Below are 20,691 nucleotides of genomic sequence, written 5' to 3' on the forward strand. Positions count from 1 at the left end.
ATATCAAGATAAAGTAATGATTTATGGAGTTTGCTATCTACCGTTTTAGCCCAGAATAATTCTTAGTTAACTAATGCGCCTTTATTCAGAAAATTCTGCTTGCTTGTGTAAAAGTATCTGACTCTTACGTAGATATGCATTCCTATTTTTGCAGAAGGGTCGTTTGAATCCGCTCAACCAACTGCTATGACTTTGCTTCCTCCTTTGCGTGTTGCTCAAATCACAGATATTCACCTGTTTGCTGATCAAAGTCAGCAGTTGTTGGGGTTGCCTACTGTGGATTCCTGTCAAGCAGTCTTAAACCAAATCATGGCGCTTGACCCTCGACCAGACCTGCTCTTACTTACGGGAGACCTATCGCAAGATGGTAAGCCAGAGTCCTACGAAATATTGCGGAACTTGCTGACATCTTTGGGAATTCCCACCTATTGGTTGCCGGGTAATCATGATTCTTTGCCTGCAATGGAGCAGGTTTTATCTAGTGAAGTGATTTCTCCCCAAAAGTCATTTCACCATGGAGGATGGCATTTTCTGTTGCTGAACTCACAGGTTCCAGGCTGTGTTCATGGGTACCTAACGGTTGAGACCCTCAATTGGCTGGATAAGCAGTTGCAGTTGATTGGTGATTGCCCAACGCTGGTGGGGTTTCACCATCCACCGTTTATGGTGGGGTCGAATTGGCTGGATGGTAGTACGTTGAAAAATCCTGATGATCTGTTTTCTGTTATCGATCGCCATCCCCAGGTAAAGCTGGTGCTATTTGGGCATATTCACCAGGAGTTTAGTCAACAGCGACGGGGAGTACAGTATTTGGGGACACCATCCACCTGCATTCAATTTGAGCCTGGAAGTGAAGATTTTGCCCTGGGAGATGAGCACCCAGGTTTCAGACTGCTCCATCTTTATCAAGATGGAAGCTGGTGGACAGCGATAGAACGGGTGCGCTATTTACACCAGCTAGACCTGGCAGCTACGGGGTATTAGGAAAGGCTGAAGGCTGAAGGAATTGATTCTTCAGCCTTTAGTTTTTGCCTTACCAGGGGCTACCGATAATGGTGAAGGCTGACCAGTAGTAGGGATGGGACAGTTCGCGATCGCGCACGGTAATTCCCTCCGGTAAGGGAATGCCGTTGCCCATGCCGACACCCTGGAGACGGTTGTCTTCTACAAAGACTTGCCCTTTTGCCATAGCCAATTGGGCTTTCTGGAGCGCCTCGGCTTTGATGCGGGTGGTCCGTAAGTCTCGGTAGAACCCGGTCATCAGGGCAGCGGTTGCAGCATCGCTGACGTACCAGAGACTGGCTACGGCGGTTTTAACCCCAGTCTGCACTGCCAACCCGCCAAAGCCCAGTTCTGCTTCGCGATCGCCCAGGGCGGTGGCACAGGCACTCAGAACCAGCAATTCAACCTGGGGATTGTTCCAGCCCAGGTTGCGTACCTGATCCAGGCGAAGTTTGTCTTCCCACAGTTGAATGTAGGAGTTGCTGACGACACCGGGCTGGAAGTCGGCATGGGTTGCCAGGTGGATGATGCCATAGGGCTGCTGCTGTCTAAAGGCGACCAGATTACCCAAGGTGGCGTTGGTGTTAAACACTAACCGACCTGCCCAAAACTGGTTGACCTCTGTCATTTCCAGGGGGACGGCAGGCAGGGGAGGTTGCCCCTGGGTACTTTCAGAAATTCCTAAGCCGAGGATTTGAGACCCTTTAATGTCCTGGTAGCGGGTATCGGTAAGGCTGAGGCTGGGCATAGTGCCCATGCTGTACTGTTCAATCAGAAAACCCTGCCCACTGTGGAGGGCGGCAACGGGGAGCGATCGCAGTCCCGCCTCCATCATAAACACCAGGTTATCAATGCCCTGCTCTTCCAAGTCGGCTTGCAGGGGAGCAATCATCCACTTATAAAGTTGCTGGGCGGGTTTTAGATAAGTTTTGCCACGGGTTTTCCGGGGGTCAGAAACCTCGTTACGAAACTGCTGAACGACTGCCATCACCTTCTCCCGCGTTGCCTCAGGAATGCGTTTGCGAACCGGGTTGCCTCTGGCAGTGACCATTACCACCTCTAGCTGATCGGTGGGGGGTTTCTGGCTCACCTCCGAGAAGTTCAGCGATTTGGTTTGGACGGTGATTTTCGGTGGAATTTCCGCCGGTGTAAAGCTGATATAGATAAACGCAGGTTTAGCCCCAGTTTCTCGTTCAATTTGCAGGGCAATCTCCTTTAACTCATCGAGGGATCGGGGGCGAGTGGGGGGCAGTCCCAAATAACTTTCATACTCGCGGGTGAAGCCTTCCTCTGGAGTAGGGGTGAAATCCAGCGTTGCAGTGGGAACCTGAACCCAATTGGGCGTTTGGTCAGTGGGAACAATATTCAACTTGGTGCAATTGGTCAGGACACAAAGAGTTGGATTGGGTCCATCAGGTTCAGGTTCAGGGGTGGGAGTCGGAGTCGGAGTCGGAGTCGGAGTCGGAGTCGGAGTGGGAATGGGAGTCGGAGTGACCTGGATGGCGATCGCCCGGTTCACGGTCTCAATGCGATCTGTTGCACTGAGGACAAGGGCATCGTTGAGCGTACCCTGAAACCCAGCAGGGGGAATAAACTCCAGGTTTGCTCCAGGGGGCAGCACATCGCCTGGGTTTGCTGCAACTCCATTCACTCTTAAAATCGCCCCGGGTGCGATCGACACAATCAGAATTGATGTGGGGTTGTCATCGTTAACATCGGTTCGCAGAGGGTTGAGGGTGGTGGTGGTGAAGTTGAAGGGGGTATCCTGTTGAGCGCCAACTAGCGGAGAATTAACCGTCAGAGTGGGTCCAGTGTTGTCAAAGATAATTTGAATACTGCCGCCTGGAGACAAGAACGGACTGGTCGGGAATGGAAACGCCTGAGTTGCAATCGTTTCAGCCCCCGTGTTGATGGAACCGACCAGACCATTGCCGCTGGTTGCCGTAATCGCAGGATCGCCCACATTAAACGGCACGTTATCCGGGCCACCGTCATGCTGGATGCGAACGAGTCCATTCACACCACCATCAGCTCCACTGGACAAAATCGTATCAGAGGATTCTCCTCCGGTGAAACCAGTGCCTCTGATCAGTCCCCTGGCAGTAATCGTGACATTTCCGCCGTTGGCGCTATAGCCATACCCAAATCCAAAAGCATTGGTATCAATGCTTTCAAAGGTGATATTGCCACCATTGGTTTCAGTCGTCAGGGTGACATTGCCACTACTGCCAGGGGTAAAAAATGCTTGACCTGAGGTGATGATATTGCCAACGGAGAGGGTGCCACTCCGGGCAGTCAGGGTCACATTACCGCCATCACCGAAAATTTCAGAGAGGCTGGTGTTGATATTACCAAGAGCGAGACTGGCACCTGAAATAATCACCGCTCCACCGTTGGTTTGAATGGTGTCTGTGGGGTTAGCAAAGGTCACGGCTCCCGTTTGGGAGTTGATGGTCAAACTGCCTCCGGGTCCCAGGTCTAAGCTGGCAAAACCGGGAAATGTAACGCCACCGGTTGCCCCTGTAATGGGGTCAATCGTGATATCTCCGATCGCTTCCAGGAAGATATTGGCACCGGATGCCGCGATCGCCCCCCAGGAAACAGTATTGGTGGCGGTATCCGGTGTGGTGAACGCAATGGTTGGCAGGGAACTATCCAGATCACCCCCAACTGGATCATCCACAATTCTTAGAAAGGATGGGTCAAGTAGCAGGGTACCCGCATTGCCATTGGGTGCCAGGACATTGACATTACCCTGAAAAGTTAAAAACTGCTTGCCTGACACTTCCACAAAGCCCCCATTGCCCAACTGGGTCCCACCCCGGGCAGTGATGGTGCCAAAAAAGCGGGTGGTATTGTCTGCCCAGACGATGACTCGCCCCCCATTACCACTAACCAGTCCGTCAGCGGTAATCAGCGAAGTCTGGTCGATAAAGGTCTGAGCGGCGTTGGGAACGGTGCCCTCGCCCCGGTAATCCCCACCGATGAGAACATTACCACCATCGGCAATACCGGAGGCGTTGATATTGGCACCCACCACCGCTACCTGGGAACCCAGGACATTCACCCTGCCTCCGGTTTGTCCGGCGGTGTTAAGCGTTCCAGCAGCGATCGCTGTTCCACCGCTGACTGGAATCTGCACCTGGGAACCCTGTAACTGAATAGTGCCATTCGGATTGACAGTCAGTCCTGTGGCATTGCCCAGATTGCCGCCCGTCAAGAGTTGGGCAAGGGAGGGAGGAGAGGAAAGCAGAGGGTTAGCCGGGAGAGGAGAGAATTCCAGGTTGAGCAAGCTTCCCTGCTGATTCAAGCGAACCAGGTTTTGCCCAGGAACAGCCATCAGGGTAATCTGACCCTCTGGAGCGGTTAACTGCCCGGTGTTGACAACCGTTCCTCCCAGGAGGCTAAGGGATTGCCCCTGCCCCACGGCTAGATTTCCGGCGTTGACAATCGCCCCTGGCTGCGACACAGCAAACGCAAACCCATCGGGAATCCCGGTCAAGGAGGCATAATCATTGGTTCCAACCCCATTGAACCAACCACTACACCCGCCGCCAGGTAGTCCACACCCAAACCCAATCCCAGTTGCCGTCGTGGCTAAAAATGACCCGGGCACATTCAGACTGGCAGTGGGACCGAAAATGATTCCGGCGGGGTTCATCAGGTAAAGGTTGCTGGTGCCCCCCGTGACCTGAACCAGCCCGTTAATCAAGGATGCCTCCCCCCCTACAACCCGCCCCAGAATGTTCTGGATCTGGGGATTGGACAGGAAGTTGGCAATCTGTCCCTGGTTCAGACCAAATCGCTCAAAACTATGAAACAGGTTGGCACCATTGCCCGATCGCTGACCACCTCCAATATCCAGCCGATCGCCACTGGGCGTAACCAGCGTATTGGTACCATCCGCTGCCGGAACAATCGATTGTGCCTGGGCGGTGCCCATTGTGATTGCGCCTGCCAGTGGAAAACTTGCCAGCAGGGGAATCAGTTTGGGAATAGGCTTGACGAAATTGACCAGCTTGAACTTGCAGTGCTTTTCAAGCTCCCTAAATCTCCCAATACTGGGAGACTTTGACGCTTGGTTCCCCCAACCTTGGAGGGCTGGGGGGGGAACCACGGTTGCCTTCCGACGCAGGAAAAACTTGCCTTCAGGAAGCTCAACCTCGATCGCGTAACGATCTGCCAATCCTCGCCGTTGGAGGGCATGGGCGATCGCCTGCTGGGAGTTATGAATCTGGCTGACCCGGTTTTGTTGAGATGTGGACTGTAGGTGCTTACGGTAAAAATAGAGCGGTTTCTGAATCCGTTGAACCGAGGCGATTTCAGACAGCCGCAAGCACAGGTCGTAATCCTCCACATATTCCATTGATTCGTCAATGCCACCTACCTGCTCAAACACGCTACGGCACATCAGCCGAAACTGGAAAGTCATGAAATCAAGCAGCAAGCGTTCTTTAGAATAGGGAATTTGGCAACGATTGCCATACCCAATCGGTTGCCCAGTCTGGTCAATATCCAGGTAATCGGTGTAGACCCAGCCTATCTTTGGTTGGGATTCCAATACAGCCACCGTCTCTGCCACAGCAGTAGGTGCCAACCAATCGTCACTATCGACAAAACCGAGATAAGTTCCTGATGCGGTGGCACAAGCCTGTTTAAGGGCAAGAACTCTGCCTTGATGGGGGGCAGCAATGACTCGAATGCGGCTATCTTGATTGGCGTAGAAGTGGGCAATTTCAAGGCTGCGATCGGTCGAGCCATCATCCCAAATTAACAATTCAAAATCAGGATGGGTTTGGGTTAATACGCTTGCGATCGCCTCTGCAAGATAATGCGCCCGGTTGTAGGTTGTAATGACAATCGAAACCAACGGTGACATGGCATTCTCCAAAAAACTGAACCCATCGCTACCCACAGCAGCCCTGGTGGCTACGGCAAATCCAACCGATATACCCTGACCCATAATGGCGTGAACTTGAACTAAGAGCCTAGCCTCCGGGGTTCTACCCCTTTCAGCTAGGGGCGCAATTCCTATTCGGCTTTTGTAGGTTGGGTCTCCTAAACTCAACCCAATATCGACGAGAGCGTTAGGTGACCCTGCGGGAAGCAAGCTACATCCTTCAAGCCAACCTACGCAAGTTCATTGACCACGATCCTCAAATGCAGGAAGTTTTCGGATAGGCTTTAGCCGGTGAATGACTAGTCGCAACGCAAATGAGCAGAACCGACAAGATTTAGTCTGCCATGGCTCCCTATGCCCTCATCTGCGAAATGCTAAACCCTGGTGTTTTTTTAAGGGATTAAGTCGCAGCAAAGCAACCCTTCAACAACATTAGTAAAACCATGCCGTCATTCACTTCCGCAAGGTAGGCTTGGCACCCAATAACTTACTACTTTCCAGACTCTAAACCTTTATTCGCGACTGCCCAAATAGATCAGCCATCTTAGCCCAGACCCTAATCATTTGCGAAGGGAGAGGAAATAATATTCATACAAAAGGATGAAGGATGAACCTGGTAATGGGTAATCGGTAGTCGGTGAAAGCAGAAGGCAGAGGGACAGGGAGGCAAAGGGGAACTCTGACCCATACCTTTCCCCTCTCAACTGACTACTGCTCAGACGGCGATCGCGGTAATGGAGGCACTGGATCATAGCCGCCAGAGTTGAAGGGATGACAGCGGCAAATTCGATGGGTTGCCAGCCAGCCTCCTTTGAGCACACCAAACCGGGCGATCGCCTCAATCGCGTACTGGGAACAGGTCGGCTGAAATCGACAGGCGGGTGGCAACAGCGGCGAAATGAAGACTCGATAGCTTTGAATCAGCCCTATCAACAGGACTTTCATACAAAAGCCTCCAAAAAGGGAACGGGATTAACCTTTAGCTTTTGGTTAAAGAGAACTGTTTTAAGCATAAAACCTTTAACGAGACTCCTGGAATGTTTGAGCTTCTGAGGGTAGGAAACTCGTTAATTATTATCATTCAGCTCTTAGTTTATTGATGCCAAATTCCATCCGAACCGTGATTGTAAAAAAATATTTCAACTTTCTTAGATTTCTTTACCAAAGATTTTGTCGATAATCGTAGACATCCAACTTCTTGGGGAGACCTATGAGTTAAGCGATAAATCAAGATAATGAAGGGCGGTAAAGGGCGGCAGAACCAGAGGAATGTCAATTTTTAATTGATTTTGATTTCATTAAGTTTTCTGTTTGAATTTCACTTTAAATATTGTCACATCAAGCTTATTTCTTACGGCAGATGTGAAGTCGCTTCAGTTTACTTACTTTGAATCTGTTAGCAGTATTAGAGCTTTTGACGTTTTAGAGCTTTTGACGTTTCCCTTTATCAGGAGGAAATAATATGGTGTATGGTGATGACCCAAGGGGCACTGTGGTGGATCGCGCTCCCAGCGTTCCGGTGATTGATTATCACGATCGGGTGCGTTGGGGTCCTGTGCTTGCAGGCTTGTTTATAGCGGTCAGTTCGCAGTTGGTTTTAAGCGGAATTGCAGCCGCGATCGGGTTAACGACGATCGCAGGTTCAGGTGCTCCCCGTTCAGACGCTCCTGATGTTGGTTCAGCCGTTGGGATTGGAGCCATTGTCGCTTTGTTGATTTCTCTGTTCCTGGGAGGATGGTTTACTGCCCGTGCCTGTGGACCCATGAACCGGAACTCTGCTTTACTCAATGGAGCCGTTCTGTGGGCAGCCACCCTGGCAATTAGTGCCTGGTTGCTTTCTTCGGGAGTATCGGGTGCTTTTGGGGTTGTTGCATCCAATGCGGGAGACATACTGCGTCAGGCACAGCAAACAGGGGCGACTCCAGGAGCGGTCGATCCCAATGTGACAGCTCAACGAGCTCGGGATATTGCGGGTAATGCCGCAACGGCTGGCTGGTCTTTTGCTCTGGGTTCGCTTCTGGGACTGGTTGCCGCCTTAGTTGGGGCAGCCGTGGGTCAGCGATCGCCCCGTGTGAATGGCAATCGAGTTAGTGAATCCTATTCCCAGTAAACGATTCCCAATCAAACCTGGACAGGCATCGACAAATTATCTCCCTGGCAAAGATGAAGAATGGCAGGGGGATAATTTGCCGATCCACAGAGCATACTTAATCAGGACTTTCTGTAGACATCAGCCGGGCGGCTAAAAATGTCTGGAGTTGATCCAGCGATTGGTAGAGTTCGTCTAACAACTCTGATGCACCTTGCAAGCGTTGTTGAGAGGCTTTTTGTTCTAGCTGTGTGGCAGCAGTTCGGATTCTAGTCAGTCCAACGTTGGCACTTGCGCCTTTGATGTGGTGAGCAGCCTGCTCCAATTTACTGGCATCATGGGTAGCGATCGCCGCCGCGGTCGCTACCAGGTGAACTAGAGTATCTGCAACAAAGGCTTGCAGTAACTCTAGTTCAAACTCCTCACTGCCATCAGAGATCTGGTGCAGGTGGTTCCAGTCGATGTCTAGAGTGGGTAGAGGGGTCTGGTGAGAACCGTTCTGTGATTGACTAGGCATAGCATTTGCCTGAGAAGAAGATGTTGCACTCTGCGCTTCCTGAATTGCCTGCCCCCACTCGGCTAATTTAGCTGCCAGTTTTTCTTTCAAAATGGGTTTACTCAGATAGTCATCCATGCCTGCATTCAGGCACCGTTGCCGGTCTTCTTTCATCGCATTAGCCGTCAGGGCAATCACAACTGTATGACGGGCGGTTCCTTCTAAACAACGGATTTCACGGGTTGTGCAGTAACCATCCAGCACGGGCATTTGACAATCCATCAGCAGCAGATCGTAGGAAATTTGAGCCATCATTTGCAGTGCTTCCTGTCCGTTGGCAGCGACATCTGCGGTATAGCCCAAATTTTCTAATTGCTTTAGGGTAACCTTCTGATTTACAACATTATCTTCAACCAGAAGAATTTTCAGTTTGATTGGAGTAAATGAAGCTGCGTCCCAGTCCGTTTGGCTGGCAATGCGGTGGCTACTTTGAAATCGTTTCCGTTGAGTTTGAAATTCTTGGGCTGGATTGCTGGATAAAGGTTCTGCCAGGGTTTCCATGATGCAATCTAACAAACGAGATTGTTTAACAGGTTTTACTAAATAGGCAGAAAAACCCAGACTCATTACCCGACGGGCACTTCCCCGGTTGTTGAGAGAGGTCATCATGATTAGCTTGGTGTTTGCGATTAGAGGATCGGTTTTGATTTGCATCCCCAGCATTTCACCGTCTACTTCAGGCATTTGCATATCCAAAATTGCCAGATCATAGGAATTGCCTGTTACTGCCTGTGTTCGCAGCATTTCCAGGGCAATGGCTGCACTATCGGCTTCATCCACCTGCATCCCCCAGGAAGATACCTGATAGCGCAAAATTTTGCGGTTGGTGTTGTTGTCGTCAACCACGAGCAGCCTCAGTTGGTTCAGGTTATGGGGAGCGATCGCAAAGGATGAATGAGCATCATCATCGGGGGTTTGCTTATCGAACGTGAGGGTGAACCAGAACCGGGAACCTTTGCCCTCCACGCTTTCTACCCCAATTTCGCCTCCCATCAGTTCAACCAGTTGCTTTGAGATTGCCAGCCCTAAACCAGTGCCTCCATAGCGACGGGTGGTAGAGGCATCAACCTGGGAGAACGGCTTGAACAGTTTTTCTCTAGCATCAGGGGGAATCCCAATACCCGTATCGGTGACTGAGAAGGTAATGGTAGCGGTTGTAGTGGTTTCAGACTTGAGCGCAGCCTGGATCACCACTTCTCCAGCACTGGTGAATTTAATTGCATTACTAACCATATTGGTCAGTATCTGCCGCAGCCGACTGATATCCCCCTTGAGCTGAAGCGGTAGGTTTTTGTAAACCAGGGTCGCCAGTTCCAACCCTTTAGCATGGGCAGAAGAGGCGAGTAGGTCGGCAATTTCTTCAATGCAGGTGTTCAGATTGAACCCTAAAACTTCCAATTCCATTTCCCCTGCTTCTAACTTCGAGAAGTCAAGAATTTGATTAATCAGAGTGAGCAGGGTTTCGCCACTTGCCTGAATGGTTTCAACAAAGTCCCGCTGTTCCGGGTTCAAATCGGTGTCCCTGAGTAAGCCAGTCATTCCTAAAACGGCATTCATTGGGGTGCGAATTTCATGGCTCATAGTCGCCAGGAAAATGCTTTTCATCTCAGATGCCCGTTCGGCTTCACTGCGGGCTTCTTCGAGCGCAATGTTATGTTGGGCAAGCTGTTCTCGTTGTTGGGTTTCACGCTCTAGTAAGCGTGCCTGGGCGATCGCAATGCCAACCTGGTCGGCTAGTTGCGTCAGAAAGTCAATCTCAAAGGAGCGCCACTGCCTGGAACCAGAACACTGGTGAGCAATCAGTAGCCCCCAAAGTTGGGCTTTGCCAGTGGCTCCTCGTCCCTGAATAATGGGCACCGCCAGGTTCGCCTTGACCTGGAACCGTTTGAGCATTGCCCGGTGGCAGGGAGTGAGAGCCGTTTGATCAATGTCTTCAACCGCCTGGATCTTGCCACGATAGTACTTTTGCCAGAGTCCCTCTTTGAAGCAGGTGTCCTGGATGACAGATCCGAGAGCGGGGGTCCACCCCGGATCAACCGATTCCACCACGACCTTACCGTCCCAACAGGGATCGAAGCGGTAAATCATCACCCGGTCTGCCTGGAGAAACTGGCGCACTTCAGCAACGGTGGTGGTCAAAATTTCATCCAGGTTAAGGGACTGGCGAATGCGGAGGGCGATCGCGGTTAGCAGGTATGCCCGATGGTTCTGGCTTTGCAGTTCTTCTTCTGCCTGTTTGCGCTGAGTCACGTTCCGAATAATAATCAGGGCTTCGTTTTCGCCGCTGGCAATGATGCGGGATTCTTCGTAATGAATGCCGTCGTCCAGTAACAGTTCGTACTCACAAAATTGCACTTCCCCCGTTTGTAAAGCACGCTCCAGACATTCCTGGCGACGCTTGGCAACCCCTGGTGGCAACACATCCACTTCCCGCAAACCGAGCATGTCTGCTGGGGGTAGAAGTGTCCTGAAGTCTCGCGCGGGTTTGACATCCAGGTACATCCCATCCCGATTTACCCGCAGCATCAGATCGGGGATGGCGTTGATCAGAGCGCGATGCCTGAACTCATTGCGACTAAGCGCTTCTTCCATGCGCTTGCGCTCGGTGATATCGTTAAACGTGCAGATGACTTGCCGTAGGCTGCCATCCGCTGCAAACTGAGGATCGGCGTTGACCAGCAACCAGACCAGATCATTAAACTTAGGACGATACACGCCCATGACTACATTGTGAACAGGCTGACGAGTGGCGATCGCCTGGGGCACCGGATGGGTTTCCCCCGGAAATGGCAAACCATTTTCATGAATCACATGCCAACAGGGATCAAGGGAGGTAATCCCCATTAACTGGTCTTCCTCCAACCCCAGTAAATCTAATGCCGCCAGGTTACTCATCAAGATTTCGCTGTCTGGTCCCTGAAGCAGCACTCCGACCTGAAGGTCTTGAATCAAGTCATAAAAAATTTCTTCGCTGGTCTGAAGGGCTTCTTCTGCCTGGCAGCACACGATTGAACGAGCCATCAGGGACATGGATCTGTGTCTCAGTTCTAACTGGCTAACTACCTGACGGCTGAGGGTTTGCAGTGCCTCAAGCTGGTTAGAACTGAGCAGGCGTGAAACCCAATCAGCAATACAGAGCACTCCGATCGGATACCCATCGGTAGTGATGAGGGGAACTCCGGCATAAAATCGGATTCGAGGTTGCTCAACCGCAACTAAATTGGGCGCAAATTTTGGTTCTGCTAAAACATCAGACACCACCACTAACCTGCCTTGGTTGATGCACCGGCGGCAAAAAGGGAGTACCTGAATGGCATGAGCCGATTCTAGCCCAAAGCCTTCCTGAATAGTGAGTTCAACCTGCCCATCAGGACTATCACCAGGCTCAGTTTTATCTTTTAGAAGGGCAATTAGCGCAATGGGAGCTTCACCGATAAGAGCTGCTAACTTTACCAGGTCTTCGAATCCTTCACCCGCATACAGATCTAATGACTGATACTGATCGGTCAACTTCAGGCTGTCTGCTTCGTTGTCTGGCAGTAGCGATGTCATGATGGGTTCCTACGAAGCTGAAGTCAACAATCCCATAATTTGCTGACCTGGTTTAGTCAGTTTCAAAACTTCACTGTAAGGTTAATTACGCTTAAGCAATGCTTAGAGTATGCCCTGCTGTGGGTATTCTCTCCCAAAACTCTCCAATCGCATCAAGAAATATAGCGCTTCCTATTTTGGATTGTGAGAAAGGAATTCTTTCTCACCAAAACTCTCATCCCTACCAATGATTTCGGACGGTCCATGAGGATTGCGGTGTTGTCACCTGTCCCCAAAGCCCTCACCGTTGGCGATTGCTCATTCCCTCATAATCCAGGTAACCATTGCCAGAATCGCTGCCAGCCATAACCAGGTTGGTAGACTAAAAGAGCTTAACCAGTGGACTGGTTGCCAAAAGGTTTCAGTAATCAGGATACTGATTGCCATCAAAAAAGTCAGGATTGCAAGTGGCATTGGAGTCTGGTAGGGAATAACAATTACAGCAGTTCTCATGCTGATGCGGTACAAGCTGGTGGTTTGTTATGAGTCATTAGTCCTTTGTGGGCGACCAATGACCAATGGCTAATGACCAATAACGACTAAAAACGTACCTCACAAAGTTGAGAATTGCTATAAAGTCTATTGCAACCAGAAAATTCAGAATTTAGTGAGTCTCTATTAATATTACTTAGATTAATGGCACTGTCTTAAGACTGGAAGCCCTAACGTATCTTGTTCTCCAGGCTCAGCCTGGGAACACCGATTGAGAGGCTTCGCCTCTATCAACGCTAGAGGCAGAGCCTCCAGGTTTACCATTCCCAGGCAAAGCCTTGGAGCGAGATGGAAGTCTTTAAATGTGCATCTGCTGGAGCGAGCAGATCAGGATGGGGTGATTAACCCTACTACCTCAAACATGTCAGAGACTTTTGCCTAAAGGATAGGCTTTTCCAGGAGAACGGTTAGCCCTCCAATTTCGTCCCCACGATCGCCAATGCCCAAACGATAATAGGAGTAGGGGTTTTGAATGCGGAATGGCGGGTGAATTATGGAAGTCATCACTAATCAGGCAACGACATCGGTAGATGTCCTGAAGCTGTCGAATGATCAAATTTCCGATGTGCTGGATCAGGTTGCTGACCTATTAGAGTTTCAGGAAGCAAGTCGTTATCGGGTGCAGGCATACCGCAATGCGGCACATCGAGTGCGATCGCTCAATTGTCCACTCTCAGACCTTTACAGTCGGGAAGGAAGAGCAGGACTGGAGAAACTACCGGGAATTGGCAAAAGTCTTTCGGCAGCATTGGAAGAACTGTTCAAAACCGGGCAACTTCAATTGCTCAACAGTTTGCAGGAAGAAGTTCCCCCAGAGGCACTCTTCACCACCATTCCCGGTATTGGCGAAAAGCTGGCTCACCAGTTGCACGAAGAACTGGGGATTGGCACCCTGGAAGAACTGGAAATGGCAGCCCACGACGGCAGACTAGAACACCTGAAGGGCTTTGGCGATCGCCGCGTGCGACTGATCCGAAATACCCTGGCAGCAATCCTGAACCGCGCCTCTCGCCGCCATGCTCAGACAATGCGATGGCAGGAAGGGCATGATGCGACTGTACCGCCCAAACCTCCTGTTGAACTTCTGCTAGCAGTAGATGCCCGCTACCGTAACCTTGCCGACGCAGGACAACTGCGAACCATTGCGCCCCGTCGGTTTAATCCAGAGAACAAGCGCTGGTTACCGATTATGAACTGGCACCAGGATGGTTGGTCCTTTACAGCCATGTACTCCAACACGGCCCTGGCGCATGATCTGGGTAAAACCCATGACTGGGTGGTGATCTTCTACGAATGGAATGGGTACGAATCCCAATCGACTGTGGTGACTGAAACCCGTGGTCGGTTAGTAGGTCAACGGGTTGTCCGGGGACGGGAAAAGGAATGTGCGATGCACGATTGATTACAAAAATGGATACAGCGATGACATATCCCTTAAAGGAAGGCTAAATTTGAGCTGATTTGACAACGCAAATTGCTCCAGCGCTCCATCGCCACTCCAATCCCTCATGAAAACCTTATACCGGATTGTCTGCCATCTCCTGTTTTGGGGCTGGAATGCTTTATTTTTAGGCTACATTGGCTTCCTATTTTTGCCCTTAGTTGCCCCTTTTCTATTGATGGCGGCGATCGACGGGTTATTGCCGCTTGACTTCATATTTACACTGGTTGCCTTGTTACTGGTGCCGATTGTGTCTACCTGGATTGGCATTCGCCACTTCTGCCAGCAACCAGCAAAGCTGATGCAACTATTTTATGGAGTCGAGGCACCGCTCTTTGTTTTGTGTTTGGTGCGGCTGTTTTTGCTGCGTGAGGTGACCCCCGCCGGATTCCAAATATTAGGGAGTATTGGGATCTGTATCCTGGCGTTTTTGACAACCCTGATGGGAGGCTACACCACACGACAACCCAAACTGGCATGGGCAAAACTACTTACCCACAGCCTGATGCTGCTGGTGGGCGCTTATGCTGGGGTGTTGCTTTTATTTTACATTGTACCGCTCCTGATACATCTGGTACAAGGTTTTTTCTCTTTTACCTGGTTAAATTTTTTTTCTTATCCAGAAGAAGCTTTGGGACTGGTGTTGCTGTTTGTGAGCGCATCACTGTTCCTCATCCTGCCACCAGCCATGATTGTTCTTTATCTCAACTCTGGATGGGATGTTCTGAAAGCATTTACGGCTCAGTATGGGCGAAAACGGGCGATCGCTGGAGCGTTAGGGGTGTTTGCAGCATCATTCACCTTATTTGTTGGCTTGCAGCAACAACCCCAAGTCGAGGCATTTGCCCGCTTACAAACACCCGCCCAAACAGACCAGGCACGGCAAGAACTACTGGCAAAGTCTGAGCCAATTCGCCAGGGACTGGTCAATGCCTACCTGTGGAGCTACCGTTACATCAGCAGCCATGCCGACAATAACCATATACAGGTGATGTACCAGAGCTTGGGGGTGCCTGGGGTGTGGGCGCAAAGCTTGCAGGCTGCCTATAACGGTTTGATGTCTCCCTTTCTCTACCAGGGTTCCAGTGCCGACCCAGAGCGGGCAGCCAAACTGTATGCCGAGTTTTTTGATGCTCCAATTCAGCGGGCAGAACAGGCAGCCATTAACCATGCTCTGCAATCGACCCATAACCGGGAAGAAGCAAAAGCAGGGCTATTGAACTTGAACCAGCGTCAGGTCTGGCTGCGATCGCAACAGATCAACGTCGAGGAACATGAGGATTGGGCTGAGATTGAACTATACGAAGTCTACGAAAACCAGACCAACGAAAATCAGGAAATCCTCTATTACTTTTCCTTACCAGAAAGCGCTGTAGTGACCGGCGTATGGTTGGGAGACACGGGCGATCGCCCAAAGCGCTTTCCCTATGTGGTGGCACCACGGGGAGCAGCCCAAAAAGTTTATAGCCAGCAGGTTCAATGGCAGGTTGATCCCGCTTTGTTAGAACAGGTTGGACCCCGCCACTACCGCCTGCGGGCTTTTCCCGTACCACCCAAACTGAGAATTGGCGAACGGCTGGAAGCTAATCAAACCCGTCCAACAGAGATGCACCTGTGGCTGACCTACAAGGTGTTGCGCCAGGAGCAGGGTTGGGCTTTACCCAGTCTGGCAGAAAAACGCAACATCTACTGGACCAGTAGGACTCAACGGCTCCGAAATGGTAAACCAGTACAAGTTTCCGATACCTGGGTTGAGCCATTTTTGACAGCAACCAGCACCACTTCACCGCAACCGCATACCGCTAATCTTGCCAACGGCACCCAGGTGATTGCCCAACCTCTTTCTGAAGCAGCCTACGTCCTGCCTAAGAATCAGCGGTTTGCCGTGATTTTAGATACCTCCCGTAGTATGGGTAGTCAGGTGCAGGGGATAAAACAGACCTTCGACTGGCTCACACAGCAGGGCTTTACTAACGGTCGCCTGGAAGATAACGAAGCAGATCTCTATCTGCCAGCCATAGCCGGGGGAATTCCACAGCGCATTGATAGCATCCATCAATTTGATCCGGACAACGTCACCTTTTTTGGGATGCTTCAGCCTAAGGAGATGCTACGCCAATTTGACCAACTGCGCGGCAACACATCCTACGATGGCATTCTGTTGATTACTGATGCCGGAAGCTATGAATTAGCAAACGACAAAAAAGACTTGCCTAAAATCAGTTCGCCCCTCTGGTTTGTGCATTTAGGATTATTTCCACCCGCTTATGATGATGTCACTTTGGCAGCAATTCAAACGAGCGGTGGAGGAGTTGGAACCCAGATCTCAGAAGTCTTGCGTCGTCTGTCTACTCAGGTCGCTTTGGGTGAAAAAACGGTAACGGTGGTAGATGGTTACGCCTGGCAAGTAAACACAATCGCTCCCCCCGATCCACAACCGCCATCTCCACAAGCGCCGTCAGCTACCTCCAAGCCAACCGGGTTTGAATCACTTGCTGCCCGCCAACTCGTTTTGGGTCTGGGTCGCCAGCGAGATCTGAACCAACTGGAGAATTTAGATACTATTCATGCGATCGCCAAAACTTACCCCATGGTCACACCCTACTCTTCCATGCTGGTGCTGGTGAATGATGAACAACGCGCTGCCCTGAAACGGGCAGAAGCAGAGCGCGATCGATTTGATCGCACGGTTGAATCGGGCAATGAAGAGTTAACCCAACCCTTCAACCCAATGGAAGCCGTTCCCTCACCCAGTACAGTAGGAGCGATTATGATGGCCGCGATCGGGTTGTTACTGACACGTCGGCAACGGCATAGAGTCAGGCAACCTTAGATTTAAAACTCCCATTGGTTAGAGGGGATCACTTAACCAATGGTAGACGAGTCTTATCCCCTGAAAAGATTAAGTTAAAGGCAGATCCAAAGATCCAGCAATGGATGTTCATGTACTGTAGCCTCTAGGTACGCCATCAGAGGCTACTTTTTTCTATCAAAAAAGTTTTCATCACGGAGGAAAGCTGTCGCCCTGTTGCTCAGGGTGTCCCGCATAAAGGTTGTGGTGGCTTTGTCTCTAGGACGGTTCTCCTTGCACTCGGACATCAACCGAGTGAATAATGGAAACCCCCAGTTTCTCTCAAGAAACCGGGGATTTGATTCGTGACTAGATTTTATGTCTGCCTACTCTTCCATTCAGGGAGTAATAAAATCTCTTAAGAGAATCCCTAACTCAAGAACTTTTTAGTAAGAAGTGCCACGACGGGTGATTGCGTAGTAGATGAACAGAGCGATGATTGCGCCCAATATAGCCAGGAAAACGCCACCAAGGCTCAAGCTAGTTGCAGTCAGTGCCAGAGTTCCTTCAGTCAGAAGGCTCCACACCGATCCACCCACAAACGCACCGATAATTCCTAAAATCAGGGTGCCCAGAAGACCACCACCTTGGCGACCGGGATAAATTGCCTTTGCAATTGCCCCTGCGATCAAACCCAACACAATCCAAGCAAGAATATTCATTGTTTCTTCTCCATTAAGTCAATGTTTTTGTTACAGAACTTGTCCTAAACCAAAACTGATCGATGATTCTAATTTGGTTACACTGCTAAATCGGGAATGTCTGTTTGTTTCAATAGGTTCGGTAGTAAGGATAAACCTGTTTACCTTCACCAACAAACAGACTTTTAACTCGCTCCAATGCAACTCATTGCTAACAGATTAGCAACCTGTTCCAGTTGCCAATACCTCCGGAAGGAAGGGGAGCTACCCATCCTTTGGTTAGAACTGTAGCGACATCACTTTCCTGGCATTGCGCCAGGATGAGGGCAAGAAATTGGCTGAAACAGCTTCCCAAAGGGACGATCGCCTCTTCTCTCAGGCTCTTATGCAGAGGATGACGACCGAGCAGAATCAAGGCTGAAACTGGCTTATATCAACGGAGAGGGGGGGATTCGAACCCCCGTTGGGTTGCCCCAAACCTGATTTCGAGTCAGGCGCATTGAACCGCTCTGCCACCTCTCCAGGGAGTTATTCTTAACTATCTTACAGGGCTGGTGAGCGATTGTCTTTAGCTTCCAGTGTCGGTTTAAATCCTTCAGTGGGTGTCCACTGAATGGCTCCATGCTGTCCTGTCCAGAAGAGTGGAATATTTTGCTGTTGAAGTTGAGCCGCCGTCGCGGGATGGACACGGCTACCAGAGGCGATCGCCACTTCTGGCTTCAACGCTGCAAGCAACTTTGGATTGAGAACTTTTCCGTTCCACCAGAGTACCTGGATTTTAGGGAGAGTGCCTGCGATTAGCCAGGACTCCTGTTGCTCTGCCGAAGCCGCACCTAACCAAAGCCATCTCTGATTTTTTATCTGTAACTCAAGGATGAGGGGAACCTGGCTAACCTGACGAAACTGAACTGCTCCAATTTGGGCAGGCTGTTGGGATGGGATAGGCTGTGGCTCTAATTGGGCAGCACTTGTGCTTTTTGAGTCCTTTGGACGAGATGGGATAGCGTAGAATTCCCTGACTGGAATCCGATTTGCGATCGCCCCATTGAGTGGACTGGTTTGAGGTTGGGTCAATACTGCCCCCTTGAGTTCATTGACCCCCTCCTTTTGCAAAAACGGCAGGACACTAAAGCGGGTTGTGGATTGATCTGCACCGCTAACCAGGGCAGTTTGCCCTCCATCCTGAATTACCATTACTGGTTGCCCAGTCGTTGCCAGAACAGTCACCCGAGACAACGCTATCCTTGCCTGCCAAGCTGGAACCACTATCAGCCCCACTCCTAGCAACAGTGCCAGCCACCACTTTCGCCGCCACCAGGGTTGCAGCCAGGTTAGCCCCAGTAGAGCATAAAGGGAGATCGCCGTCAGTGCTGAAATAGTGCCTACTGCATAGGCATTTCCAGGTAACTGGCTAAACCCATCCGCGATCGCAACTAGTGCCTGAGCCGGATACTTCAGGAGCCATGCTAGAGCACTCCCTGCTGGAGACCAGATCAAAGCTGCCATCCCGCTTACCATTCCGCCCAGACTCAACACAGAGATCAGAGGAGTCGTTATCAGGTTGACTAGAATACTGTAGGGCGACAGTACTCCAAAGGCGTAAAGTTGAACGGGCAGGGTCCATAGATAAGCCGCAATCGGAACCGCAATCAGAGGAGTGATCACACTGGGCATCCAATCCAGTTGTTTTGTCAGGGGAGGTACCGTTACCATTAACCCCATCGTTGCTAGAAAGCTAAGTTGAAATCCCAGGTTCCAGATCCAGAGCGGATTGTAAATTAGTAGCAGGGTTGCAACAACTAGCAGCGACCCTAGGGGTTTGATCTTACGCTGGAGCAACAGTGCTCCTAACCCTCCAAAACCCATTAAGGCTGCCCGTAACACCGAAGGCTGCAATCCAGTCAGCCCAACAAAAATGATTAAAGCCAGCGTTCCCAGAATAAATTGGATGCGTCCTGGGAAACGACGAGTCAGGGCAAGCACAACTCCCAAAATCAGGGATGTTTGGAAACCGGAAGCCGCCAGGGCATGGGCTAATCCAACCTGGGTGAACTGGTCTTTTAAGTCATAGGGTAAGTCTACCCCCCGACTACCCAGCACCATTGAACTGACCAGGGGACCTTCAGGGCTACCTAACCAGCGCATTTGCGATCGCACAATCTGCTGCTGCACTCTCCACCATCCCCAGCCAGTCGTCTTCTTTGGCAGGTCAACCTGCTTCCCTCGCAAGCCTGCAAAACACTCTTCCTGAGCCAGATAATTGGCAAAATCAAATCCACTGGGATTGCTTGCAGGCTTGGGTTTGTAAAGAGAACCCATGACGCTAATCCGCTGTCCCGGGTAAATGCCAGTTGCCTGCAAACTGGGAACCGTGACATAAAGCTTTCCTGTCTGAGGTTTGCCAGGATCCCCCGCCGCCCTGCCGCGAAGCACATCTACCTTTTGCACCTGAAACCAGAACTGAGCTTTTTGGCTACGGGTCAGGCGAGGCAAACTCTCCACTTGTCCCTGAACCTTGACCACCAGTTCTTGCCCATTCCCTTCCGCCGAAATTAGCCTGCTGATATCATTAGCCGCAGGCTGAGGGACTCTGAACTGAAAGTACAAACTTGCAACTAACCCCACAACACCCGCAATCAGCCACACCCTTGAGCGAGGTGCCATCCTCCAATAGCGGGGAATTACCCATGCACACCCAATTCCCAATCCCAGAACAACCCAGTTTCCCCCTGCTACGCCTGTCGAGAATAAACCCAAAATGTATGCCAGACAACAAATGACCCCATGTGCCAGACCCATAATGCACCCTGCTTTGCCCCAAAAAGCCCCATTAAAGAAGCCTCAAGTCATCCTTGAAGCTCAACTAAGAGTGCCCATTACCCAAATTATTTTCACTGGGAGAAGAAGAACTCATTAGAACTCAAGCCGCGAAAACTCAATGGGGGAGGTTGAGCGGAGTCCAAGCCCGACCAATCACGCCATGATTCAACTGCAAAGCGGTTAGTTCAGCAAGACGGAAGTTTGGCAACCGTAGGGCAGGCATCTTGCCTAGATTTATGTCACAGACTGTTAAGTTGCTTGCGTCCCCGGTGGATGCGGTATTGACAAGTTACCTGTATGTAGTGACA

At 50.7% G+C, this 20,691-nt stretch carries 11 protein-coding genes and 1 tRNA gene; 4 read left to right on the plus strand and 8 right to left on the minus strand.

Annotated elements, in window-relative coordinates; all coding sequences use genetic code 11:
* The first annotated feature begins 186 nt into the window (after nt 1-186).
* Entirely contained in the window at nt 187-984 is a 798-nt protein-coding gene (gene cpdA, locus AC1S52_RS09050; protein ID WP_482028663.1) for a 3',5'-cyclic-AMP phosphodiesterase, read from the plus strand.
* 49 nt (nt 985-1,033) lie between these two features.
* Here cpdA and AC1S52_RS09055 read toward each other — a convergent pair whose 3' ends face one another.
* Nucleotides 1,034-5,965 (minus strand): CHAT domain-containing protein, encoded by a 4,932-nt coding sequence (locus tag AC1S52_RS09055; protein WP_482028664.1) that lies wholly within the window; start codon nt 5,963-5,965, stop codon nt 1,034-1,036.
* A 645-nt stretch (nt 5,966-6,610) separates the two neighbouring features.
* Nucleotides 6,611-6,847 carry a membrane protein insertion efficiency factor YidD gene (yidD, locus tag AC1S52_RS09060; RefSeq protein WP_482028665.1) on the minus strand — a complete coding sequence of 79 codons (237 nt, stop codon included), beginning with the start codon at nt 6,845-6,847 and terminating at the stop codon, nt 6,611-6,613.
* A gap of 517 nt (nt 6,848-7,364) precedes the next feature.
* Between yidD and AC1S52_RS09065 the strand changes: the two genes are divergently transcribed.
* Complete coding sequence (locus tag AC1S52_RS09065; protein WP_482028666.1) at nt 7,365-8,012, plus strand: hypothetical protein; 648 nt, start codon at nt 7,365-7,367, stop codon at nt 8,010-8,012.
* Nucleotides 8,013-8,109: 97 nt separating this feature from the next.
* Here the strand turns inward: AC1S52_RS09065 and AC1S52_RS09070 are convergent, their stop codons facing one another.
* The 3 genes from AC1S52_RS09070 to AC1S52_RS09080 all read right to left on the minus strand — a co-directional run bounded on the left by AC1S52_RS09070 (nt 8,110) and on the right by AC1S52_RS09080 (nt 13,134).
* The gene (locus AC1S52_RS09070) at nt 8,110-12,099 is read right to left on the minus strand and encodes a response regulator (protein ID WP_482028667.1); all 3,990 of its coding nucleotides are present in this window, start codon (nt 12,097-12,099) and stop codon (nt 8,110-8,112) included.
* 297 nt (nt 12,100-12,396) lie between these two features.
* Complete coding sequence (locus AC1S52_RS09075; protein WP_482028668.1) at nt 12,397-12,552, minus strand: hypothetical protein; 156 nt, start codon at nt 12,550-12,552, stop codon at nt 12,397-12,399.
* Nucleotides 12,553-13,008: 456 nt separating this feature from the next.
* The gene (locus AC1S52_RS09080; protein WP_482028669.1) at nt 13,009-13,134 is read right to left on the minus strand and encodes a hypothetical protein; all 126 of its coding nucleotides are present in this window, start codon (nt 13,132-13,134) and stop codon (nt 13,009-13,011) included.
* Here AC1S52_RS09080 and AC1S52_RS09085 point away from each other — a divergent pair.
* Together AC1S52_RS09085 and AC1S52_RS09090 are read left to right on the plus strand one after the other, a co-directional pair.
* The gene (locus AC1S52_RS09085; protein WP_482028670.1) at nt 13,124-14,032 is read left to right on the plus strand and encodes a helix-hairpin-helix domain-containing protein; all 909 of its coding nucleotides are present in this window, start codon (nt 13,124-13,126) and stop codon (nt 14,030-14,032) included. The genes AC1S52_RS09080 and AC1S52_RS09085 overlap by 11 nt on opposite strands.
* Before the next feature lie 106 nt (nt 14,033-14,138).
* Complete coding sequence (locus AC1S52_RS09090) at nt 14,139-16,904, plus strand: TIGR02921 family PEP-CTERM protein (protein WP_482028671.1); 2,766 nt, start codon at nt 14,139-14,141, stop codon at nt 16,902-16,904.
* A gap of 404 nt (nt 16,905-17,308) precedes the next feature.
* On the opposite strand, the gene AC1S52_RS09095 is transcribed toward AC1S52_RS09090, so the two are convergent.
* The 3 genes from AC1S52_RS09095 to AC1S52_RS09105 form a co-directional block, all read right to left on the minus strand.
* Nucleotides 17,309-17,584, minus strand: a complete 276-nt coding sequence (locus tag AC1S52_RS09095; protein ID WP_482028672.1) for a GlsB/YeaQ/YmgE family stress response membrane protein — start codon at nt 17,582-17,584, stop codon at nt 17,309-17,311.
* Nucleotides 17,585-18,000: 416 nt separating this feature from the next.
* Nucleotides 18,001-18,085, minus strand: a tRNA-Ser gene (locus tag AC1S52_RS09100).
* A gap of 21 nt (nt 18,086-18,106) precedes the next feature.
* A complete protein-coding gene (locus tag AC1S52_RS09105; protein WP_482028673.1) occupies nt 18,107-20,362 on the minus strand; it encodes a ComEC/Rec2 family competence protein in 2,256 nt (751 codons plus the stop codon).
* Nucleotides 20,363-20,691: the final 329 nt, after the last annotated feature.

The sequence above is a fragment of the Kovacikia sp. CALU 1929 genome (genome assembly GCF_056784235.1).